The 15,557-nt window shown below is 66.0% G+C and carries 15 protein-coding genes; 5 read left to right on the top strand and 10 right to left on the bottom strand.

What is annotated here, in order from left to right; translation table 11 throughout:
• Positions 1-22 precede the first annotated feature (22 nt).
• From TX79_RS00295 to dph2, 4 genes are all read right to left on the bottom strand, one after another.
• Positions 23-1,744, bottom strand: a complete 1,722-nt coding sequence (locus TX79_RS00295) for a hypothetical protein (RefSeq protein WP_049924988.1) — start codon at positions 1,742-1,744, stop codon at positions 23-25.
• 88 nt (positions 1,745-1,832) lie between these two features.
• Entirely contained in the window at positions 1,833-2,669 is an 837-nt protein-coding gene (locus TX79_RS00300; protein WP_049924989.1) for an MBL fold metallo-hydrolase, read from the bottom strand.
• A 53-nt stretch (positions 2,670-2,722) separates the two neighbouring features.
• Positions 2,723-3,940, bottom strand: coding sequence for a DUF7344 domain-containing protein (locus tag TX79_RS00305; RefSeq protein ID WP_049924990.1), 1,218 nt, complete (start codon positions 3,938-3,940; stop codon positions 2,723-2,725).
• Positions 3,941-4,316: 376 nt separating this feature from the next.
• Positions 4,317-5,363: a diphthamide biosynthesis enzyme Dph2 gene (dph2, locus tag TX79_RS00310; RefSeq protein ID WP_049924991.1), complete on the bottom strand. Its 1,047-nt coding sequence runs from the start codon at positions 5,361-5,363 to the stop codon at positions 4,317-4,319.
• A gap of 117 nt (positions 5,364-5,480) precedes the next feature.
• Between dph2 and TX79_RS00315 the strand changes: the two genes are divergently transcribed.
• Together TX79_RS00315 and TX79_RS00320 are read left to right on the top strand one after the other, a co-directional pair.
• Positions 5,481-6,383 (top strand): DUF7139 domain-containing protein, encoded by a 903-nt coding sequence (locus TX79_RS00315; RefSeq protein ID WP_049924992.1) that lies wholly within the window; start codon positions 5,481-5,483, stop codon positions 6,381-6,383.
• Between the two features lie 97 nt (positions 6,384-6,480).
• Positions 6,481-7,515, top strand: coding sequence for a cell division FtsA domain-containing protein (locus tag TX79_RS00320; RefSeq protein WP_049924994.1), 1,035 nt, complete (start codon positions 6,481-6,483; stop codon positions 7,513-7,515).
• A gap of 42 nt (positions 7,516-7,557) precedes the next feature.
• On the opposite strand, the gene TX79_RS00325 is transcribed toward TX79_RS00320, so the two are convergent.
• The gene (locus tag TX79_RS00325; protein ID WP_049924995.1) at positions 7,558-7,749 is read right to left on the bottom strand and encodes a zinc finger domain-containing protein; all 192 of its coding nucleotides are present in this window, start codon (positions 7,747-7,749) and stop codon (positions 7,558-7,560) included.
• Between the two features lie 161 nt (positions 7,750-7,910).
• On the opposite strand from TX79_RS00325, the gene TX79_RS00330 reads away from it, so the two are divergent.
• Both TX79_RS00330 and TX79_RS00335 read left to right on the top strand, forming a co-directional pair.
• Positions 7,911-8,312: a hypothetical protein gene (locus TX79_RS00330; RefSeq protein WP_049924996.1), complete on the top strand. Its 402-nt coding sequence runs from the start codon at positions 7,911-7,913 to the stop codon at positions 8,310-8,312.
• Positions 8,313-8,316: 4 nt separating this feature from the next.
• Positions 8,317-8,955: an METTL5 family protein gene (locus tag TX79_RS00335; protein ID WP_049924998.1), complete on the top strand. Its 639-nt coding sequence runs from the start codon at positions 8,317-8,319 to the stop codon at positions 8,953-8,955.
• 28 nt (positions 8,956-8,983) lie between these two features.
• On the opposite strand, the gene TX79_RS00340 is transcribed toward TX79_RS00335, so the two are convergent.
• The 4 genes from TX79_RS00340 to TX79_RS00355 form a co-directional block, all read right to left on the bottom strand.
• Positions 8,984-10,216: an ABC transporter permease gene (locus TX79_RS00340; RefSeq protein ID WP_049925000.1), complete on the bottom strand. Its 1,233-nt coding sequence runs from the start codon at positions 10,214-10,216 to the stop codon at positions 8,984-8,986.
• A complete protein-coding gene (locus TX79_RS00345; RefSeq protein WP_049925001.1) occupies positions 10,213-11,478 on the bottom strand; it encodes an ABC transporter permease in 1,266 nt (421 codons plus the stop codon). Before TX79_RS00345 ends, TX79_RS00340 begins: the two co-directional genes overlap by 4 nt.
• Entirely contained in the window at positions 11,468-12,232 is a 765-nt protein-coding gene (locus tag TX79_RS00350) for an ABC transporter ATP-binding protein (protein ID WP_049925002.1), read from the bottom strand. The genes TX79_RS00345 and TX79_RS00350 overlap by 11 nt, the downstream gene beginning before the upstream one ends.
• Positions 12,233-12,639: 407 nt before the next feature.
• Positions 12,640-14,484 carry a rhomboid family intramembrane serine protease gene (locus TX79_RS00355; RefSeq protein ID WP_049925003.1) on the bottom strand — a complete coding sequence of 615 codons (1,845 nt, stop codon included), beginning with the start codon at positions 14,482-14,484 and terminating at the stop codon, positions 12,640-12,642.
• 146 nt (positions 14,485-14,630) lie between these two features.
• On the opposite strand from TX79_RS00355, the gene TX79_RS00360 reads away from it, so the two are divergent.
• Positions 14,631-14,915: a DNA-directed RNA polymerase subunit L gene (locus TX79_RS00360; RefSeq protein ID WP_049925004.1), complete on the top strand. Its 285-nt coding sequence runs from the start codon at positions 14,631-14,633 to the stop codon at positions 14,913-14,915.
• A gap of 122 nt (positions 14,916-15,037) precedes the next feature.
• Here TX79_RS00360 and TX79_RS00365 read toward each other — a convergent pair whose 3' ends face one another.
• Positions 15,038-15,511 (bottom strand): cupin domain-containing protein, encoded by a 474-nt coding sequence (locus TX79_RS00365; protein ID WP_049925005.1) that lies wholly within the window; start codon positions 15,509-15,511, stop codon positions 15,038-15,040.
• Positions 15,512-15,557 lie beyond the last annotated feature (46 nt).

Here is a 15,557-nt window from a genome sequence, read left to right on the forward strand (position 1 = left end):
TCGAAACCGAGAGCAGACGGAGCTAGTTGTCCGCGAACATCGATCCGAGCTGGTTGCGCCACTCCTGGATGTCCGTTACGTCGGACCGGACGTCCTCGAGTTCGTCCTCGACGTCGTCGAGGTCGTCCTCTAGATCGTCGACGTCGTCGGCGACCTCCTCGAGGTCGTCTTCGACGCTGCCGAGGCCGTCGTCGAGTTCCTCGACGTCTTCGTTGACGGCGTCGACGGCGCTGTCGACGGCATCGACGGATTCCGAGACCGAGTCGAGGTCGTCGTCGAGAGCTTCGATATCTCCCTCGAGATCGGTCGACCACTCGGTCAGCGTATCGATCTCGTCGGCGTTGTCGTCGATCCGCGACTCGGCCGACTCGAGTCGGTCGTCGACGCGAGCGAACTCGGCCTGTAGTTCTTCGACGTCTGACGTGAGGTCCTCGATGAGCTGTTTGCCGGTGCCGTTGTCGTCGAGGAACTCCTCGAGCGCGCTCGTGTACGCCGCGACTTCCTCGACCCGGGACTGGAGGTGGTCGAACTTCACCTGTTCGACGCTCGACGGTTCGACGCCCAGTGCGGATCGAAGCGTCGCCAGTTCGTCGTCGTCGACGGAGTCGGACTCGAGTTCCTCGACGAGTCGGTCGACGATCGAGCCGTCGGTCACTGCAGGACGCGACTCTTGAGCCGCGTCTGAAGTCGTTTCGACAGGCGAAGCGGGCTCGTCGGTCGCGTCGGGGGATGCAGTCGCGCCGTCCTCGTCCGATGCGTCCGGCGTCGGTTCGTCGTCACCGTCGGCCGTGGCTTCGGCTTCGACGGAATCGGGCGTTTCGGCAGGCGTGTCGTCGGACGTTTCGGTGGCCGGTTCCGTCGCTGGCTCGGGCTCCTCGGCGGACTCCTCCTCGAGGACGTCCGCCTCGTCGGCGGCAGCCTCGAGGTCGAGGTCGATCTCCGGTTCCTCGGCTTCCTCGTCGGCGTCGACCTCGGGTGCGTCGTCCGCGAGCGGATCGACGTCGGTACTGTCGTCTTCCTCGAGGTCGTCGAGTTCGATGTCTTCGTCGGGTTCGTCGAGTTCGAGCTCCTCGTCGGGATCCGGAATCTCGTCGTCGCTGAATCCGAGATCGATATCGGGTGCGTCGTCTTCCTCGTCGTCCTCGTCGGGCGTCTCTACCGGTTCCGTGTCGACGTCGTCGAGGTTCAGGTCCAGGTCGCCGCCCTCCTCGAGTTCGACCTCGTCCTCGTCGTCCCCGTCGTCGTCCGTGTCGAGGCCGGGGACGGAGTCGGACTGTCCCGAGAGCATGTCTTTGACGGGCTGATTGCGATCGTCCTCGACGATGCTCTCGATCACGCCCTCTTCGACCTCTTCGGCGTCGGTGCCCTGTTCCTCGTCGGCGCTGACCTCGACGATCGTTGGCTCGGCCATGAAGGCTCCGACCTCGTCCTCGTCGTCGATTCGAACCCCGTAGACAGTCACGAGGGAATCGTCGGGGGAGACGGTTCCCGTAAACTCGACGTGGTTGTCCTGGAAGGCAGTCCAGTCGTCGCTGTGATAGTTCGGATGAAACCCGACCTTGTCCATCGGGAAGGAGTCCGGGATATCTTCGGAGAGTCGAAACGTGACGTGATCGTCGCGGTCAGACGCGATCTCGAATCGGATCGCGGGAACTGGAAACTCGTCCGCCGTGAACGATTTCCTGACGGTCAACCCGTCAGCACTGACTTCGATCACGTCGTCCGTGTCGGCGGTGCTACTCATGCGGACAACGTTACCATACCATTACTATAAAAGGTACGGACAGTATCAACCAACCATCAGAACCGTCGATTTTGGCAGCCGTGAACGGCTACGGGAGGTCGATTCGATCGCCGATCTCGACGAGTTCGAGGTGACGCGGTGACTCGAAACTCTTCGCGTGGTGATGGAGGACCTTCGGATCGGCCGTCAACCCCTTCCACATGTCCCAGTGACTCGGGAGCAGTCGGTCGACCTCGAGCGCCGCCGCGGCCTCGACGATCTGGTTCTCGTCGTTGTACCAGCGAGTCCGTTTGGGCTCGCGGGTCTCCTTGTCGGGGATCTGCCCGACGGTTCCGAACGCCATGATTCCAAGGTCGATGTCGTACTCGTCGCCGACGCGCTCGAACTCGTCGCTCGGTTTCGTATCCCCGCCGTGGAAAATCGTCGTCCCGTCGTGTTCGAAGACGTAACTCACGGGGTGGGTCGCGTCTGGGTCGTATGCGACCTCGACGTGGACCGTCAGCGATCCGATCTCGATGGTCTCACCTTCCGTAACCTCGACCAACTGTTCGTCGTCGACGTCCCACTCGTCGGTCCAGGATTCGTCTTCGCGCGCGACCGCGAGGCTGTCGTCGGGACCGTAGAAGGTCGCCCCTGCGTTCTCGAGGATCGGTGCCTGGCTCGGTCCGTGAACGTGGTCGGTGTGCTCGTGGGTCGCGAAGACGGCGTCTGCCTCGTCGACGTCGGCCGGGTCGAACGGAACGGGGATCATGCGGATCGTCCGTGGCGGATCGCCGAGTCCGACGTAGGGATCGACGAAGACCGTCGTCCCGTCGGCAGCCTTGAGCACGAAGCCGTTACAGCCGAGATACCAGACGGCGACGCCGTCGGGATCGGCTTCCTCGACGTCTCGTACGAGCCAGTCTCCCCAGTCGCTACGAGTCATGTGCAGGGATGTGCGGAGGAACGGGGTAAGTGTTGTCGTCTCGTCACTCGGGCCTACAGCGGAATCTCGGAGCGGAACCCGGAGCGACCGCCCTCGAGGTGGTCGAACCGCGAGCCGAGCAGTTGCCGGACGAAGACGACGAGGCCGTTGTCGACGCCCTCCGCGAGGATCGCCCGCTCGTCGAACGCGCGACCGTCGCTGCTCGAGCGGCCGAACGTGCCGAGTAATACGGCTTCCCGGTCGACGAGTACCAGTCGGCCGACGGCGTCCCGTTCGGGCGGCGGGGTGAGCCAGTCGAGTGCCGGTTCCCAGAGGTCGACCGACGGTGCCCGCTCGCGGACGAGTTCGCGAACGGTCGGGTCCCGAGTGCCGAGGTAGACGTCGACGCCGCGATCCGCGGCATCTTCGATCCGACGGAGACAGCCCTCCTCGAGCAGACTCGAGGCCGTAACCAGAACGAACAACTCGTCGTCGGCCCGTTCGCACAGCGACTGGCCGGTCGTGACGATCGACTCCCGACCGTCGATCGTTTCGACGTCCGGCGTTTCGGCGAACGGGTCCGCGTCGTCGTCGCTCGAGTCGCCGTCGTCACTCGACTCCGCAGTAGTCACGCCGTCGACGAGCCACTCGGCGCGAAGTTCGGGATGGCCCTGGTAGGAGACGTGATCGTCTTCGGCGTCGTACGTGACGAGACCGCACTCCGCCAGCAGCGGCAGATGGGCGTGGACGAGCGAGGTTCGTACGCTGGCGACGCGCTCGCTCGAGACGTCGCGTTCGGTCGTGCCGGCCTCTCGAGCGGCGACGTCGCGGGCGAGGGTCTCGGTGGAAATCGGGTGGTACTGCGCACCGAGGACGCTCAGGACCGTCCGTCGCCGCTCGTCGGCCAGCGCCTCGTACACCGCGTCGAGGTCCTCGTCGTCGTCCGTCGGACCCGCGACGACCGCGTCGAACGTCGGGTGGTCGTAGAGCCAGTGGTCGGTCGTGCGAACGGTCTCGTCCACGACCGTGACGAGGCCGGCGTCGCGCAACGCGGGGAGCGCGCTGTGGTGACACTCGAGGAGCGCGCGGCGGTGCTGGTCGTCCGTCACCGCGTCGGACGCTTCGTCGGAGGTTACCGCAGCGATTTTGGTCGCAAGGTCGCGTTTCCCGATTCCCTCGGGGGATCGCTCGTGGGCCAGCCGAACGATCGCACGGCGCGTCGGGTCCGCCAGCGACTGGAAGCACTCGGTGCGAGCGTCGGCCGATCGTCCGCTGGGGGCTGAGGTAGTCATCGACTACTGGTCCGGGCTATCGGTCCAAAAGACCTCGCCCAAACCACATTGGAAGTAGTGCGATTTTGTCTCTGTTTAGGTGAAAATCATCTACATAATAGCCACTCCATTTGAATATGGTCAGAATTCCTGTCGTTCAAAGATTCGAACGTCTACAGCGTAACGTCTGTGTTCGCGGTGGTTCCGGCTGGTGGGGAGGCGGTAATACGGCCGTACGATTCACTCGTTCGCCGATAACCTACCGAATCGGCGATCGACGAAGGCCGGCCAGCCGATCGGGCACGGCGACAGCGGTCGGCTCTCTGTTGGGTGTGGTACTGGAGGGCGGGGTTCGGAACTGTCGCGAATCCACCGGGCCGGACTCGGTCCGTGTCGACTACCAGGTGCCGTGGAAGGTGTCGAAGGAGAGTTCGTCCAGCGGCTTGTTGCCGACGGCGATCTCGTACTCGCCGGGCGTGAGCATCGGCTTGTGGAACTGCGGGCCGTCGTCGGTCGTGATCCGCGGACAGCCGGTGTTGACGAACGCGTCCATGTCGAAGTTCCGCAGGCGGTCCGGCGTCACTTCGTCCATCGTGATGAGGTAGGCGTCGTCGTTGTCCTCGAGGATGTCCTGGGCGACCTCCCAGCGACCCTGACCGATCTTGGTACAGAAGATGACGCCCCACTTCTCGGCGTCCATCGCCTTGTGGACCGCGGCGTACCGTTGTTTCATGAACTTCTCCGTGTCGGCGACGGTGACGACGTTGTTGACGGGGTCGGCGATGACGACGTGTTTGTTCGGGTGTTCCATCGCGAGTCCGAGGGGGTGGAACTTGCCGCCACCGACGTACAGCACTTGATCCGCGGGCACGTCCGCGCTCGCGTAGTTGCACCCGAGCACTTGCCCCTCGTGGGTCAGACGCTCGTCGCCGCGTCGGCTATGGACCTCGTAGCCCTGGTCCTCGAGGAACTCCCGCATCTCGTCGTACCGGTTCATGTGCTGGGCGGTCGTCACGAGGCCGACGCCCGCCGTCTCGTCGGGATCCTCGAGCGTGTCCAGCGCCTCCTCCATGATCGGCGTGACCTCGACGTTCGAGAACAGCGGGACGTAGATGACCTTGTCCGTGTCCTTCATCGGCGAGTGACCGAAGTGGACGAACACGTCCGTGCGTTTCATCAGGTAGGTGTCGAGGTCGCAGGCACCGTAACAGGGCTGGCCCGAGAGCATGAAGGTCACGTCGTCGGTTAACTCGCGGAGGTCGTCGGCGACGGCCGGGCCACGCCGCTTCAGCCCTTCGGGGAACTGGAGACCGACTTTCTTCGCGTCCCGCTCCTCGATCGCGTCGACGATCCGCTCGAGTTCGTAATCCCACTCGCGATCGTGCTTGAGACGCATCCCCGTGTTGCGGAGGTCCCCCTCTGTGGTAGCCGAGTCCTGACTCATTAACCGCCCTAGCGGACGGGACGGTATAACGGCGGCGCTTTTCGACTCGGCGTCACGAACGACTCGTCCTGGGCGGTGACCCAACAGTCATAGTACTGGAGTTTCAACGGGAGGGTAATGCCTGCGGAACAGCCCCTCGACGGTCGGCTATTCGACCTCTACCGCCGCTACATCGGGGAACCGGAAAACAGGACCGACGTCTACGTCGGCTTCGGTCTGTTCCTCGGCGGCGTCGTCCTAGCGGTCCTGGCACTGGCCCTCTTCCTCTGGAGCAGTACCTTCAGCAGGTCCGATCCCGCGTACTTCCACTGGGTCGAACCGGCGTTCACCCTCGGCATGCTCTCATTGCCGACGCTGTTGCTGGGGGTCGTCGTCCTGTTGCCCTCGAGTCGGAAGGCGGTCGGTATCTCCGCGGCCGGCGGCGTCGTGACCCTCGCGGCCACGGGCGGATTCGTTCTCGCCTATCCGGAGAACTGGAACTTCATGTCCGACGTCGACTACACCGTGGAGATCACGGCGACGTACGCACTCGGTCTCGCCGGGCTGACGGCCTCGACCGGCGCGGCGCTCATCGCCCACTACCTCGACATCGCCCGCTCGGCCGACGCCGTGGAACTCGAGAGCGAGGAGGAAGAGACCGAATCGTACTCCGACGAGGAGATCCAGCGGGACATCGACGAGGCGATGGAAGGCGTCGAACTCTCCTGGGGTGGCGTCAGGGAATCCGACAACACCCGACTCGAGTTCTCGGAGGACGAGTTCAGCGACGTCGAAGTGAACGTCCAGGCGAAGACGACCCGCTCGTCGGGCGTCGACCAGCAGGTTGCCGGCCTCAAGGGGCTGAAGGGAGGCGAGACGAAGACGACGACCTCGAGCGAAACGGTCGACGATCAGACGGCGAAACTGAAGGAACTGCGCGAACAGCAACGCTCCTCCGAGGACGGCCCGGCGGCCGCGAACGACGGCGGCCGCCTCGCGTCGGTGCTCGACCGGCTTCGATCGCTGGTAGGCCGCTCGTAATCCGTTCTTACTGCCGGTAATTGGAAATTACTGGTGGCGATCGGCCGTTGGAATTAAGGCACATAGATTTATGGTCTATCGGTAACGTTGCCTCACTATGGCCAAAGGCCTAGACGTCGGTACGATGAACATCCTGTCCGCACAGCAGGATGGGAACGACACGGTATTCGTGCAACAGCGTAACTCCTTCGTCGAGATCGAGTACTCGGATATGGCCGAGCAGATGCTCTCGCGAAGCGAAGTCCTCCACATCCGCAAGGACGACAAGGTCTACGTCGTCGGCGACGACGCCCTGAACTTCGCGAACATCTTCAACAAGGAGACCCGCCGGCCGATGAAACACGGGATCCTCTCGAACGACGAGCAGAGCGCGATCCCGATGATGAAGCTCATCATCGAGCAGGTCGTCGGCGAACCCGCCTATCCGGACGAGAAGCTCTACTTCTCGACCCCGGCCGATCCGATCGACTCGGACCTCTCGACGCTGTACCACCAGAAGACGATCGAATCCTTCCTCAACGACATGGGCTACGACGCGGAACCCATCAACGAGGGGATGTCCGTCATCTACAGCGAACTGGCGGACAACAACTTCACCGGACTCGGCATCTCCTTCGGTGCCGGCATGACGAACGTCTGTCTGGCGTACTACGCCGTTCCGGTCATGAAGTTCTCCGTCGCGCGCGGTGGCGACTGGGTCGACCAGCAGGCCGCACAGGCGACCGGTACGCCCGTCGACAAGGTCACCTCCATCAAGGAGGACGACTTCGAACTCGACTTCACGACCGACGTTGGCGGCGTCGAAGGTGCGCTGTCGATCTACTACGAGAACCTGCTGGATTACGTCATCGAGAACATCGTCGCCGAAGTCGACGAGGAAGACGTCGAGGAAGGGCTGGACGTCCCCGTGGTCGTCACCGGCGGCACCTCGAGCCCCGACGGCTTCGAGGAGCTGTTCCGTGACCACCTCGAGGACGCGACCATCCCGTTCTCGATCAGCGACGTCAGTCACGCCTCGGAACCGCTGTACAGCGTCGCCCGTGGTGGCCTCGTCGCCGCACGCTCCGACGAGGACGTCGACGAGGAAGAAGCAGCCGAGGCAGCCGAAGAAGCCGAAGCGGCCGCCGAATAACCCGACACTCGCGTCCGTTTCTCTACGACGTCGAACGGTCAGCTACTCGTCCGACTGTGGTTTTTGGCTCCGGTAGAACCGGTTGAACGCGGTTTGCCAGGATTCGGGCTCCTCGACCTGTCGTTCGTGTTCGACCGGGATGTCCGCGTACTCACAGTGCGGACAGGTGACGGTCGATGCATCGCCGAGCGAGAGCATCTCGAGCGATCCCTGGCATCGGGGACACTCGTCCATACGTGACCTTTTTTCGGCCGGCTCTTAACTCTATTCGAACCTCGTGCCGACCGATCGTCGGTTTGGGCCGATGGACGGGCGGGGAACGCGAATCGAACGGCCGAATATTACTACTAAGCATTCACAAACATTTTTGTATGCAGACTATGTATGGTCGGGTAATGAGTACGACCTCGTCCCCCGAACTGGAATCGACGATCGAGCGCTGTCGACCGGCCGACGTCACGCCCGTCGCGCTCGAGGCCGAGACCCTCGAGTCGACCGCGCCGGAGTACCTTCGCGACCTGAAACGCGAACTCGCCGCCGAGGGGCTCTCGCCGTCGGATCTGAGGGTTCGTGCCTGCTTCGACGAGGACTGCTCGCTCGCGACCCAGGACGAGATCGATCGCGTCCGCTCGTACGTCCGGGCCGGCGCGTTCCTCGGCGTGGGTACCGTCTCCGTCGTCGTCGAGGAGGTCGCCGACGAACGGAAGGTCCAGCCGGCGCTCGCGGCCTGTGCCGAACGCGCCGAACGCGAAGGCATCGTCCTCGACCTCGAGGGACCGATCGCGCTCGAGCACTGAGCGCATGGCTGGCCCGTCGCGACGGGACCTCGCCCGCGCGCTCGAGGCGGTCGCCGATTTTCCCGATCCCTCGCCCGACCTCGAGCAGTACCTGACGCCGGCCGAACTCGCCGCCCACGTCTGCCATCACGCCGCCCTCCAGGGCGACCTCGAGCGCCGGGTGATCGACCTCGGCACGGGGACGGGGATGCTCGCCATCGCGGCGTCGTTGGCTGGAGCGCGGAGGGTCGTCGGGGTGGACGTCGACCGCGAGGCGCTGGGGACCGCACGGGAAAACGCCGAGCGAGTCGGCTCCGAAACCCGAATCGAGTGGGTTCGCGGCGACGTGAGACGACATCCGGTCTCGGCGAGCGGCGCGACCGTGGTCGCTAACCCCCCGTTCGGTGCCCAACGCGGGAACCGACACGCCGATCGGCCGTTTCTCGAGACCGCGAACGAACTCGGGGCCGTCTCCTATACGATCCACAACGGGGGGAGCCAGTCGTTCGTCGAGTCGTTCGCGAGCGACGCTGGTGGAGAGGTCACTCACGCGTTCCGCGCGGAACTCCCGATCGAGCACCGGTTCGCGTTCCACGACGCCGAACGCGAGACGCTCGAGGCGGAAGTATTCCGCATCGAGTGGGCGTCGGGAGACAGCCGTTAGACGGCGTTCACAAGGTCTCTCGAGGCGCTCACTCCTCGAGGTGTTCGACGCGCGCGTAGCGTCCCGCCCGCCAACCGGTGACGAGGGCGACGACCGACCCGACGAACAGCGCGAGCGCGAAGCCGATGGCGTACACCGCCGGTGGCGTTTGCAGCACGTCTTCGAAGCCGAGCACCGACGCGGACAGGTGGTTGAGGCCGTGGACGGATGGTAGCGTCAGCGCGAGGCCGACCAGTCCACCCAGGAGGCCGATGACCACGCCCTGGGTACCGACCGTCCCCGCGAGCAGGCGCTTCGAGAGGCCCATCGCCCGGAGGGCGGCGAGGTCGTGGCGCTGCTGGACGGCGACGAGGACGAACAGGTTCGTCGTGAGGACGAGGCCCCCGACGACGGCGAGACCGACCAGCAGGAACCCGCTCGCGAGCACGAGCGGCCGTTCCTCGAGGAACGCGCCGACCTGGTCGTCGCTCGTCCGGACGTCGTACTCCGGATACGCCTCGCTGAGAGCGGCCGCGACGGCGTCGCGATCGGCCCCGTCGGCGACGTCGGCGGTGACGAACGTGGCGCGATCGGTGCCGGTGGTGCCGGCCATCGCCTGCAGATCTCCCAGCGGAATCGTCGCGGCCTCCTCGCCGAGATACTGCGAGTAGTACGAGGACGTGCCGACGACCGTAAACTCGTTGTCCGGCGCGGTCTGGGTGCTCGTCCCCACGTAGACGGTGTCGCCGGGTTCGACGCCCAGATCGTCGGCCATCCGTGGGTCGAGGACGATCTCCTCCCGGCGGGGTTCGGTCGGTCGACCCTGTTCGGCGATTTCCTGGTGGGTCTCGAAGCCGCGCCCATCGACGAAGTCGAACCCGTCGTGGGTCGACTGCACGCCGATCGACGGCTGTAACTCGAGGTTGTCCGGCTCGGTCCCCACGTAGACGTCGTGGAGGGCGAGCGGCGCGGCCGCCCGGACGTCCTCGCGCTCGGCGAGGGTCGCGGCGACCTCGTGGGCACCGACGATCGGGTTCTCGGTGCCGCTGGCCGTCGGATCGATCGGATCGTTCGAGATCCAGATGTCCCGATCCGCGGTATCGAGTCCGTCCTCGCCCATCGCGACGACCCCCACGCCGAGACTCGCGAGGACCGTCACCGAAAGGACGGAGAGCGTCACCGCGGCGACAGCGAGGACCGTCCGGCCGGGCGAGCGCCGGAGCACGGCCGAGGCGATGCCGACGACGGCACACAGTCGGACGAACCGACCGCTGAGGCTCATCGGCCCACCTCCTCGAGCACCGACGTTCGCGCGGCGATCGCGAGCGGGTACGGGAGCGCCAGCAATCCGGCGAGTAGCCCCACGCCGACTGCGTAGGGGAGAAACAGCGAGTGCGAGAGCGCGACGGTACCCGGCGCGACGGTCGCCGTCGCGAACTCGTTGAGCCCCTCGATTCCGACGATGCCCAGGCCGGCACCCAACAGAGCGCCACAGACGGTCGTGACGAGCGTCGAAACGGCGACGATCGTCAGTCGACTTCCCGTCGAGAGACCGACGGACTCGAGGACGGCGAGCGATCGTCGGTCGTCGTTGACGTTCATCCCCGCGGTCGTCGCGACGAAGGAGGCACAGATAACCAGCCCGACGAGCAGGGAGAGGACGCTCGTCGCCAGCGCCAGCCCGTCGTCGAACAGCGCCGTCGGGTCGACGCCGTCGCTGGATTCGACGACCGCGTCGGGGTAGGTGGTCGTCGCGACGGCGGTCGCCTCGTCCTCCTCGCCCCAGAGAACGATCCGATCGGCGAGTTCGCCGTCCGCGGCCCCGGTGAACGACTGGAGTTCGCTCAGGTGGACGAGCGCGACGGGAACGTCCGTCTCCACCGCAGTCTCGGTTTCGACGACGGCGCTAACCGATAACGACAGCGACCTGGCCTCCGTAGCTACCTCGGGTTCGGGGACCGCGACCTGGTCGCCCGCGTCGGCCTCGAGTCGCTCGGCTGCGGCGGCAGAGAGGACGATATCGCCCTCCGGCGGGCCGTCGAAGGAGCCGTCGGCGTAGTGGGGATCCCCGGACGCGAGTTCGTCGGTTGGGAGCCCGCCGACGGTTCGGGGCTCCCCGTCCGGGACGACGCCGACGAGCAGCACGGTCCGGCGCTCGCCGTCGGTCGTCCGCTCGAGTTGGCCCGGCTCCGCGAGGACTGGTGAGGCGTGGGCGACGCCCTCGTGGGATCGCAACTCGGCAGCGCGCTCGTTCGTCGCGCCGAGGCGGGGGCGTTCGACGCCGTCGACGGTGGTCAGGGTCTCGCTCTGTGCCGGTTCGATCCAGACGTCGCCGTCGTCGTCGGTGACGGCACCGCCGTCGGCGAGCGCCAGCGCGACGCCGGTGACGATCACCAGCAGGGCGACGGTCATGGCGACGGAGACCAGCGTCGTCGCGACCCGTCGCGGCCGCGTTCTCGTCGCTCGCTTCCAGAGTCGCGCCAACGACAGCGAGACGACGCCCGCCCACCGACTCCGGCGGGACGGCTCTCGGTCACCGACCATCGTCGATCACCCGACCGTCGCGGAGCGTCACCACCCGGTCGGCGATCGAGAGGGTATCCTCGTCGTGCGAGGCCAGCACCACCGCCCGGTCCCGTCCGACGGTGGTCAGCAACTCGAGCACCTCCGCGCCCGTCCCCGTATCCAGTTCGCCCGTCGGCTCGTCGGCGACCAGCACGTCCGGGTCCGGCGCGAGTGCCCGTGCGATGGCGACGCGCTGGCGCTCCCCGCCGCTCAACTCGTTCGGCAGGTGCGTCGCGCGGTCACCGAGGCCGACGTCCTCGAGCAGTTCCGTCGCTCGCTTCCGTCGGTGGCGCTTCGGGACGCCGGCCTGCACGAGCGGCAACGCGACGTTTGCCCGCGCCGATAGCGAGGAGAGGAGGTAGAACCGCTGGAACACGATGCCGACGTGTTCCCGACGGACGCGGGTCCGCCCCCGATCGGACAGCGTCGAGAGGTCGGTATCCAGGAGTCGAACGGTGCCCTCCGTGGGGACCAGCAGGCCGGCGATCGCGTGCAGAATCGTCGACTTGCCGCTCCCGCTCGGCCCCTGGAGTCCGACGACCTCGTCCGGTCCGATCTCGAGCGTCACGTCCCGTAACGCGGTGACGGTCCGGTCGCGACTCGAGCGAAACCGGCTCCCGCTCGAGCCGTACTCGTGGGTGACGTCCGCGAGACGGACGGCTGCCGACGACGCGTCCTCGTCGTCCGTTCGGGACGTCGATCGGCCCGGAACCCGCAGTAGACGGTTGATCATGGTCTCCCGGTCAACTCGATCGATCGGACGCCGTGGCCGACTATTGTTTCCCGGCGGCTTCCCGTTCCCACGTGGCGGTTAACGCCTCGGACCCATCGCGGGAACACCCGAGGACAGAGTTTGACTCGAGAGCCGTCACAGCGGGGCGGGGCGGCCGTCAGCGCGGAATCGACGGCGGTCGTCCGGGTTGGACCGGCGTGAAACGTCACCGTACGAGAGACTGTTCGCGGAGCCTGACTGTTCGACCGGGTACCTCGGCGAATCTCGGCTGCGGGAGGTGTGGGCCGCGTTCGTGCGTTCCTTGACGGCTTCCGTCTGGTGGGCGACTCGAGAGGGGAGGTGCAACGACGAAATCGAGGCTTACAGCGGATGGGATCGCCGAGCGGGGCGACGAATCGCTCGCGTAGTTACCGGTAGGTCTCCTGTTCGGCGACGGCGACCTCGGTTCCGTCGACGCTCGCGTAGATCCGTGCGTCGTCGCGTTCGAAGGTGATCCCGTCGATCTCGACCGACGCGTTGGCTTCCGGAATCGGGGCCGTCTCGAACGGCTCCTCGTCGTCGCGAGAACCGACGCCGATGACGAACTCGCCCTCGTGTGGGACGAGCGCGACGGAGCGATCGTCGATACGGACGTCCGCGTACTCGCCGCCGGATTCGTAGGCGAGTTGGGGCGCTTCACCGTCGGCCCAGAGGTGGATCTGGTAGACGGTGCCGTTTCCGACGGGGGTCCAGCCCCGCCGTTCGGCGTGGACCGTCTCGCGCCAGCCGGGGCCGCCGACGACGATCGACGCCTGGCCGGCGTACTCGAGGTAGTCGGCCGAGACCACCTCCCACCACATGTTGCGCTCCTCGCTCGAGACGATCACGCCGTAGGCCTCGAGACCGGCGTTGTCGGTGATCGCCTCGATCCCGATGCCGGAGACCAGCTGGTTCTCGACGCCTTCGCCGTACTCGACCGTGTAATCCGCGACGTCGACGGACGTCTCGCCGGCGGCGGCCGGATCCGAGAGCACGAACAGGTTCGTCGGGATCGCCATCCCTGCGACGATTGCGAGGACTACCACGACGGCGGTGAAGGCCGCGCCGCGGCAGGTCTTCGGTGAGAGCGGCTTGGCGAGGGACCGTCGGGTCCCGGTCGTCAGCGCCCGAACGCGCTCGAATCGCGGGGCGCTCGCGTCGTCTCGATAAGCCCCCTGGGCGAGCTCGAGCGGACGGACGACCGCCGAGCGAATCACGTCGGCCGACGCGGGGGTCTCGGGGTCCGAGACGTCGTCCCGGGACCGGAGAGGCCGTGTCGAAGCCGTGATCGCGACCGTGATGACGACGGCAAGCACGAGAACGACCACGATACCGGGTCCCCGAAGGAGGTAGAAGGCGTTGCCCTCGCCGAACCAGTAGATCTGCCAGAGCCCCTTGTAGAACGCAAACAGCGCGATCGCGACCCAGAGGCGGACTGGATTCCCCTGCTCTCCGCGGCGCTGGAGCAACACGATGCCGAGCACGAGTCCGACGAGAAAGCCCAGCGCGTGGCCCTGGATGGCGACGTTGGCCCACGACGGTGCCGTCGGGGGGCTCGGTTCGGCGACGTAGTAGAGGATCGGCGTCTCGAGCGTACGATAGAGCGTCAACACCGCACTCTGGACCAGGGTGGACGCGACCAGGGTCCCGATCGGATACCTGACGATGGCGAAGCCGGCGAAGGCGTAGACGACCCCGGAGAAGCCGATCACGGGGCCGAGCGAGAAGAGGCTGGTCACCAGTCCGATGGCGACGACGACCGCCGGAAACACCACGACTGCGCGAACCCAGGGGGTGTGCCACCGGGCGGTCGACGCTGCGGCGCTCGAACTGCCGGTCGCCTCGCCGTTCCGACCGTCGGGATAGTGGCCCCAGACGAACTCGGCGATCGGCGCGACGACGAGCGTCCCGGCGAGGTTGCCGATCAGGTGGCCGGCGTCGACGTGGGCGAACGAACCGACCGCCATCCCGAGCGGCGAGAAGTACGACCAGGCCCGGAACGGGATCGACACCGGGTCCGAGAACGCGGTGATGCCGTCCTGGACGAACAGATAGACAACCAGAACGAACGCCATCACGACGAACGTTCCCCAGGGAACCCCGTACACCAGCCGCGAGGACGCCACTTCGTACCAGCCGCGATCGGGGTCGTGAAGTCGCCTGACCACGGCGACCGAACCGAGCACGGTCAGGAGTGCCAGAGCCGTGAGTGCGACCCCAACGAGCGACGACATGTCCCTGTGGTTCGCCCGAGGGCGTAAAGTGGTTACTTTCGTCGCCCCGTCTTCCGCCGATCGTTCCCGACGGTCTCGCGGCACCCGTCGCACGCTCGAGAACGTGCTTCGAAAGGTACAAGCACGCGACGAACGGATTCGATGACATGGAACTGCGGGTCACCGAGAGCACCGAGGACGAACTCTCGATCGAGATCGCCGGGGAGGATCACACGTTCATGAACGTCCTCAAGGGTGCCTTGCTCGAGCACGACGACGTCAGCGCCGCGACCTACGACGTCAACCCCGAACAGTCGGGCGGACAGACCGAGCCGATCCTGACGATCAAGACCGAGGGCGGCGTCGATCCGCTCGAGGCCCTCGAGGAGGCCGCCGCGGACGTCCGCGACAAGGCCGTCACCTTCCGCGAAACGTTCGAATCGGCTGCCTAACGCGAGCGAAACGAGCATTTTCGAGCGCTGCTTGTCCCCTCGAGCACCGGCTCCGGCGGGGTCGGTCATCGAACCGATCGATCCGGGGTTTCGACGGTGACTGAACCGCGCCAAAAACAGCCCTACTCCCAGTAGTCGACCTCGTCGTCGAGATCGTAGTACCCGTGGATCGACCGATCGCCGCGACCCCCGGGTGGTGCGCCCACGAAGACGCCGAGTGTGTTCATCTCGGGGTAGACCGTCACGTCCGGTTCGTTCATCGTCGAGATGGCGAGGTAGCGAAGCGGTTCGTCGGTATCGTTGATCACCCGGTGGCCGCCCGATTCGTCGGCCGGGAAGGTCACGTAATCGCCCGCCCGAATCGACAGCGTCTCGTCCTCGAGGCGCAGACTCCCCGTCCCCTCGAGGACGTAGATGGCCTCCTCGTTGGCCGTGTGGTAGTGAAAGGGCCACGAGCGACTTTCCGGCGGTAACTCGTAGAGACTGCAGCCGATCTCCTCGCCGCCGGCCGCCTCGGCGAGTTGCTTCCGGTCGAATCGCGCCTCCCCGTCGTCGTACTCGGTCCACTCGAGGTCGGATTCGTTGACCCGTCCCATACGACTCGCGGATGGGCCAGCCACGTAGTCGTTGCGCTCGAGGGAC

Origin of the sequence: Halopiger goleimassiliensis (assembly GCF_000455345.1) — an archaeon.
In the GTDB taxonomy this organism is placed as follows: domain Archaea; phylum Halobacteriota; class Halobacteria; order Halobacteriales; family Natrialbaceae; genus Halopiger_A; species Halopiger_A goleimassiliensis.

Bases quoted from the DNA above. Each gene is read 5' to 3' on its own strand.
- TX79_RS00350 (WP_049925002.1), bottom strand. From the start codon at position 12,232: ATGATCAACCGTCTACTGCGGGTTCCGGGCCGATCGACGTCCCGAACG.
- TX79_RS00325 (WP_049924995.1), bottom strand. From the start codon at position 7,749: ATGGACGAGTGTCCCCGATGCCAGGGATCGCTCGAGATGCTCTCGCTC.
- TX79_RS00340 (WP_049925000.1), bottom strand. From the start codon at position 10,216: ATGAGCCTCAGCGGTCGGTTCGTCCGACTGTGTGCCGTCGTCGGCATC.
- TX79_RS00320 (WP_049924994.1), top strand. From the start codon at position 6,481: ATGGCCAAAGGCCTAGACGTCGGTACGATGAACATCCTGTCCGCACAG.
- TX79_RS00345 (WP_049925001.1), bottom strand. From the start codon at position 11,478: ATGGTCGGTGACCGAGAGCCGTCCCGCCGGAGTCGGTGGGCGGGCGTC.
- TX79_RS00300 (WP_049924989.1), bottom strand. From the start codon at position 2,669: ATGACTCGTAGCGACTGGGGAGACTGGCTCGTACGAGACGTCGAGGAA.
- TX79_RS00335 (WP_049924998.1), top strand. From the start codon at position 8,317: ATGGCTGGCCCGTCGCGACGGGACCTCGCCCGCGCGCTCGAGGCGGTC.
- TX79_RS00355 (WP_049925003.1), bottom strand. From the start codon at position 14,484: ATGTCGTCGCTCGTTGGGGTCGCACTCACGGCTCTGGCACTCCTGACC.
- TX79_RS00305 (WP_049924990.1), bottom strand. From the start codon at position 3,940: ATGACTACCTCAGCCCCCAGCGGACGATCGGCCGACGCTCGCACCGAG.
- TX79_RS00365 (WP_049925005.1), bottom strand. From the start codon at position 15,511: ATGGGACGGGTCAACGAATCCGACCTCGAGTGGACCGAGTACGACGAC.
- TX79_RS00295 (WP_049924988.1), bottom strand. From the start codon at position 1,744: ATGAGTAGCACCGCCGACACGGACGACGTGATCGAAGTCAGTGCTGAC.
- TX79_RS00330 (WP_049924996.1), top strand. From the start codon at position 7,911: ATGAGTACGACCTCGTCCCCCGAACTGGAATCGACGATCGAGCGCTGT.
- dph2 (WP_049924991.1), bottom strand. From the start codon at position 5,363: ATGAGTCAGGACTCGGCTACCACAGAGGGGGACCTCCGCAACACGGGG.
- TX79_RS00315 (WP_049924992.1), top strand. From the start codon at position 5,481: ATGCCTGCGGAACAGCCCCTCGACGGTCGGCTATTCGACCTCTACCGC.
- TX79_RS00360 (WP_049925004.1), top strand. From the start codon at position 14,631: ATGGAACTGCGGGTCACCGAGAGCACCGAGGACGAACTCTCGATCGAG.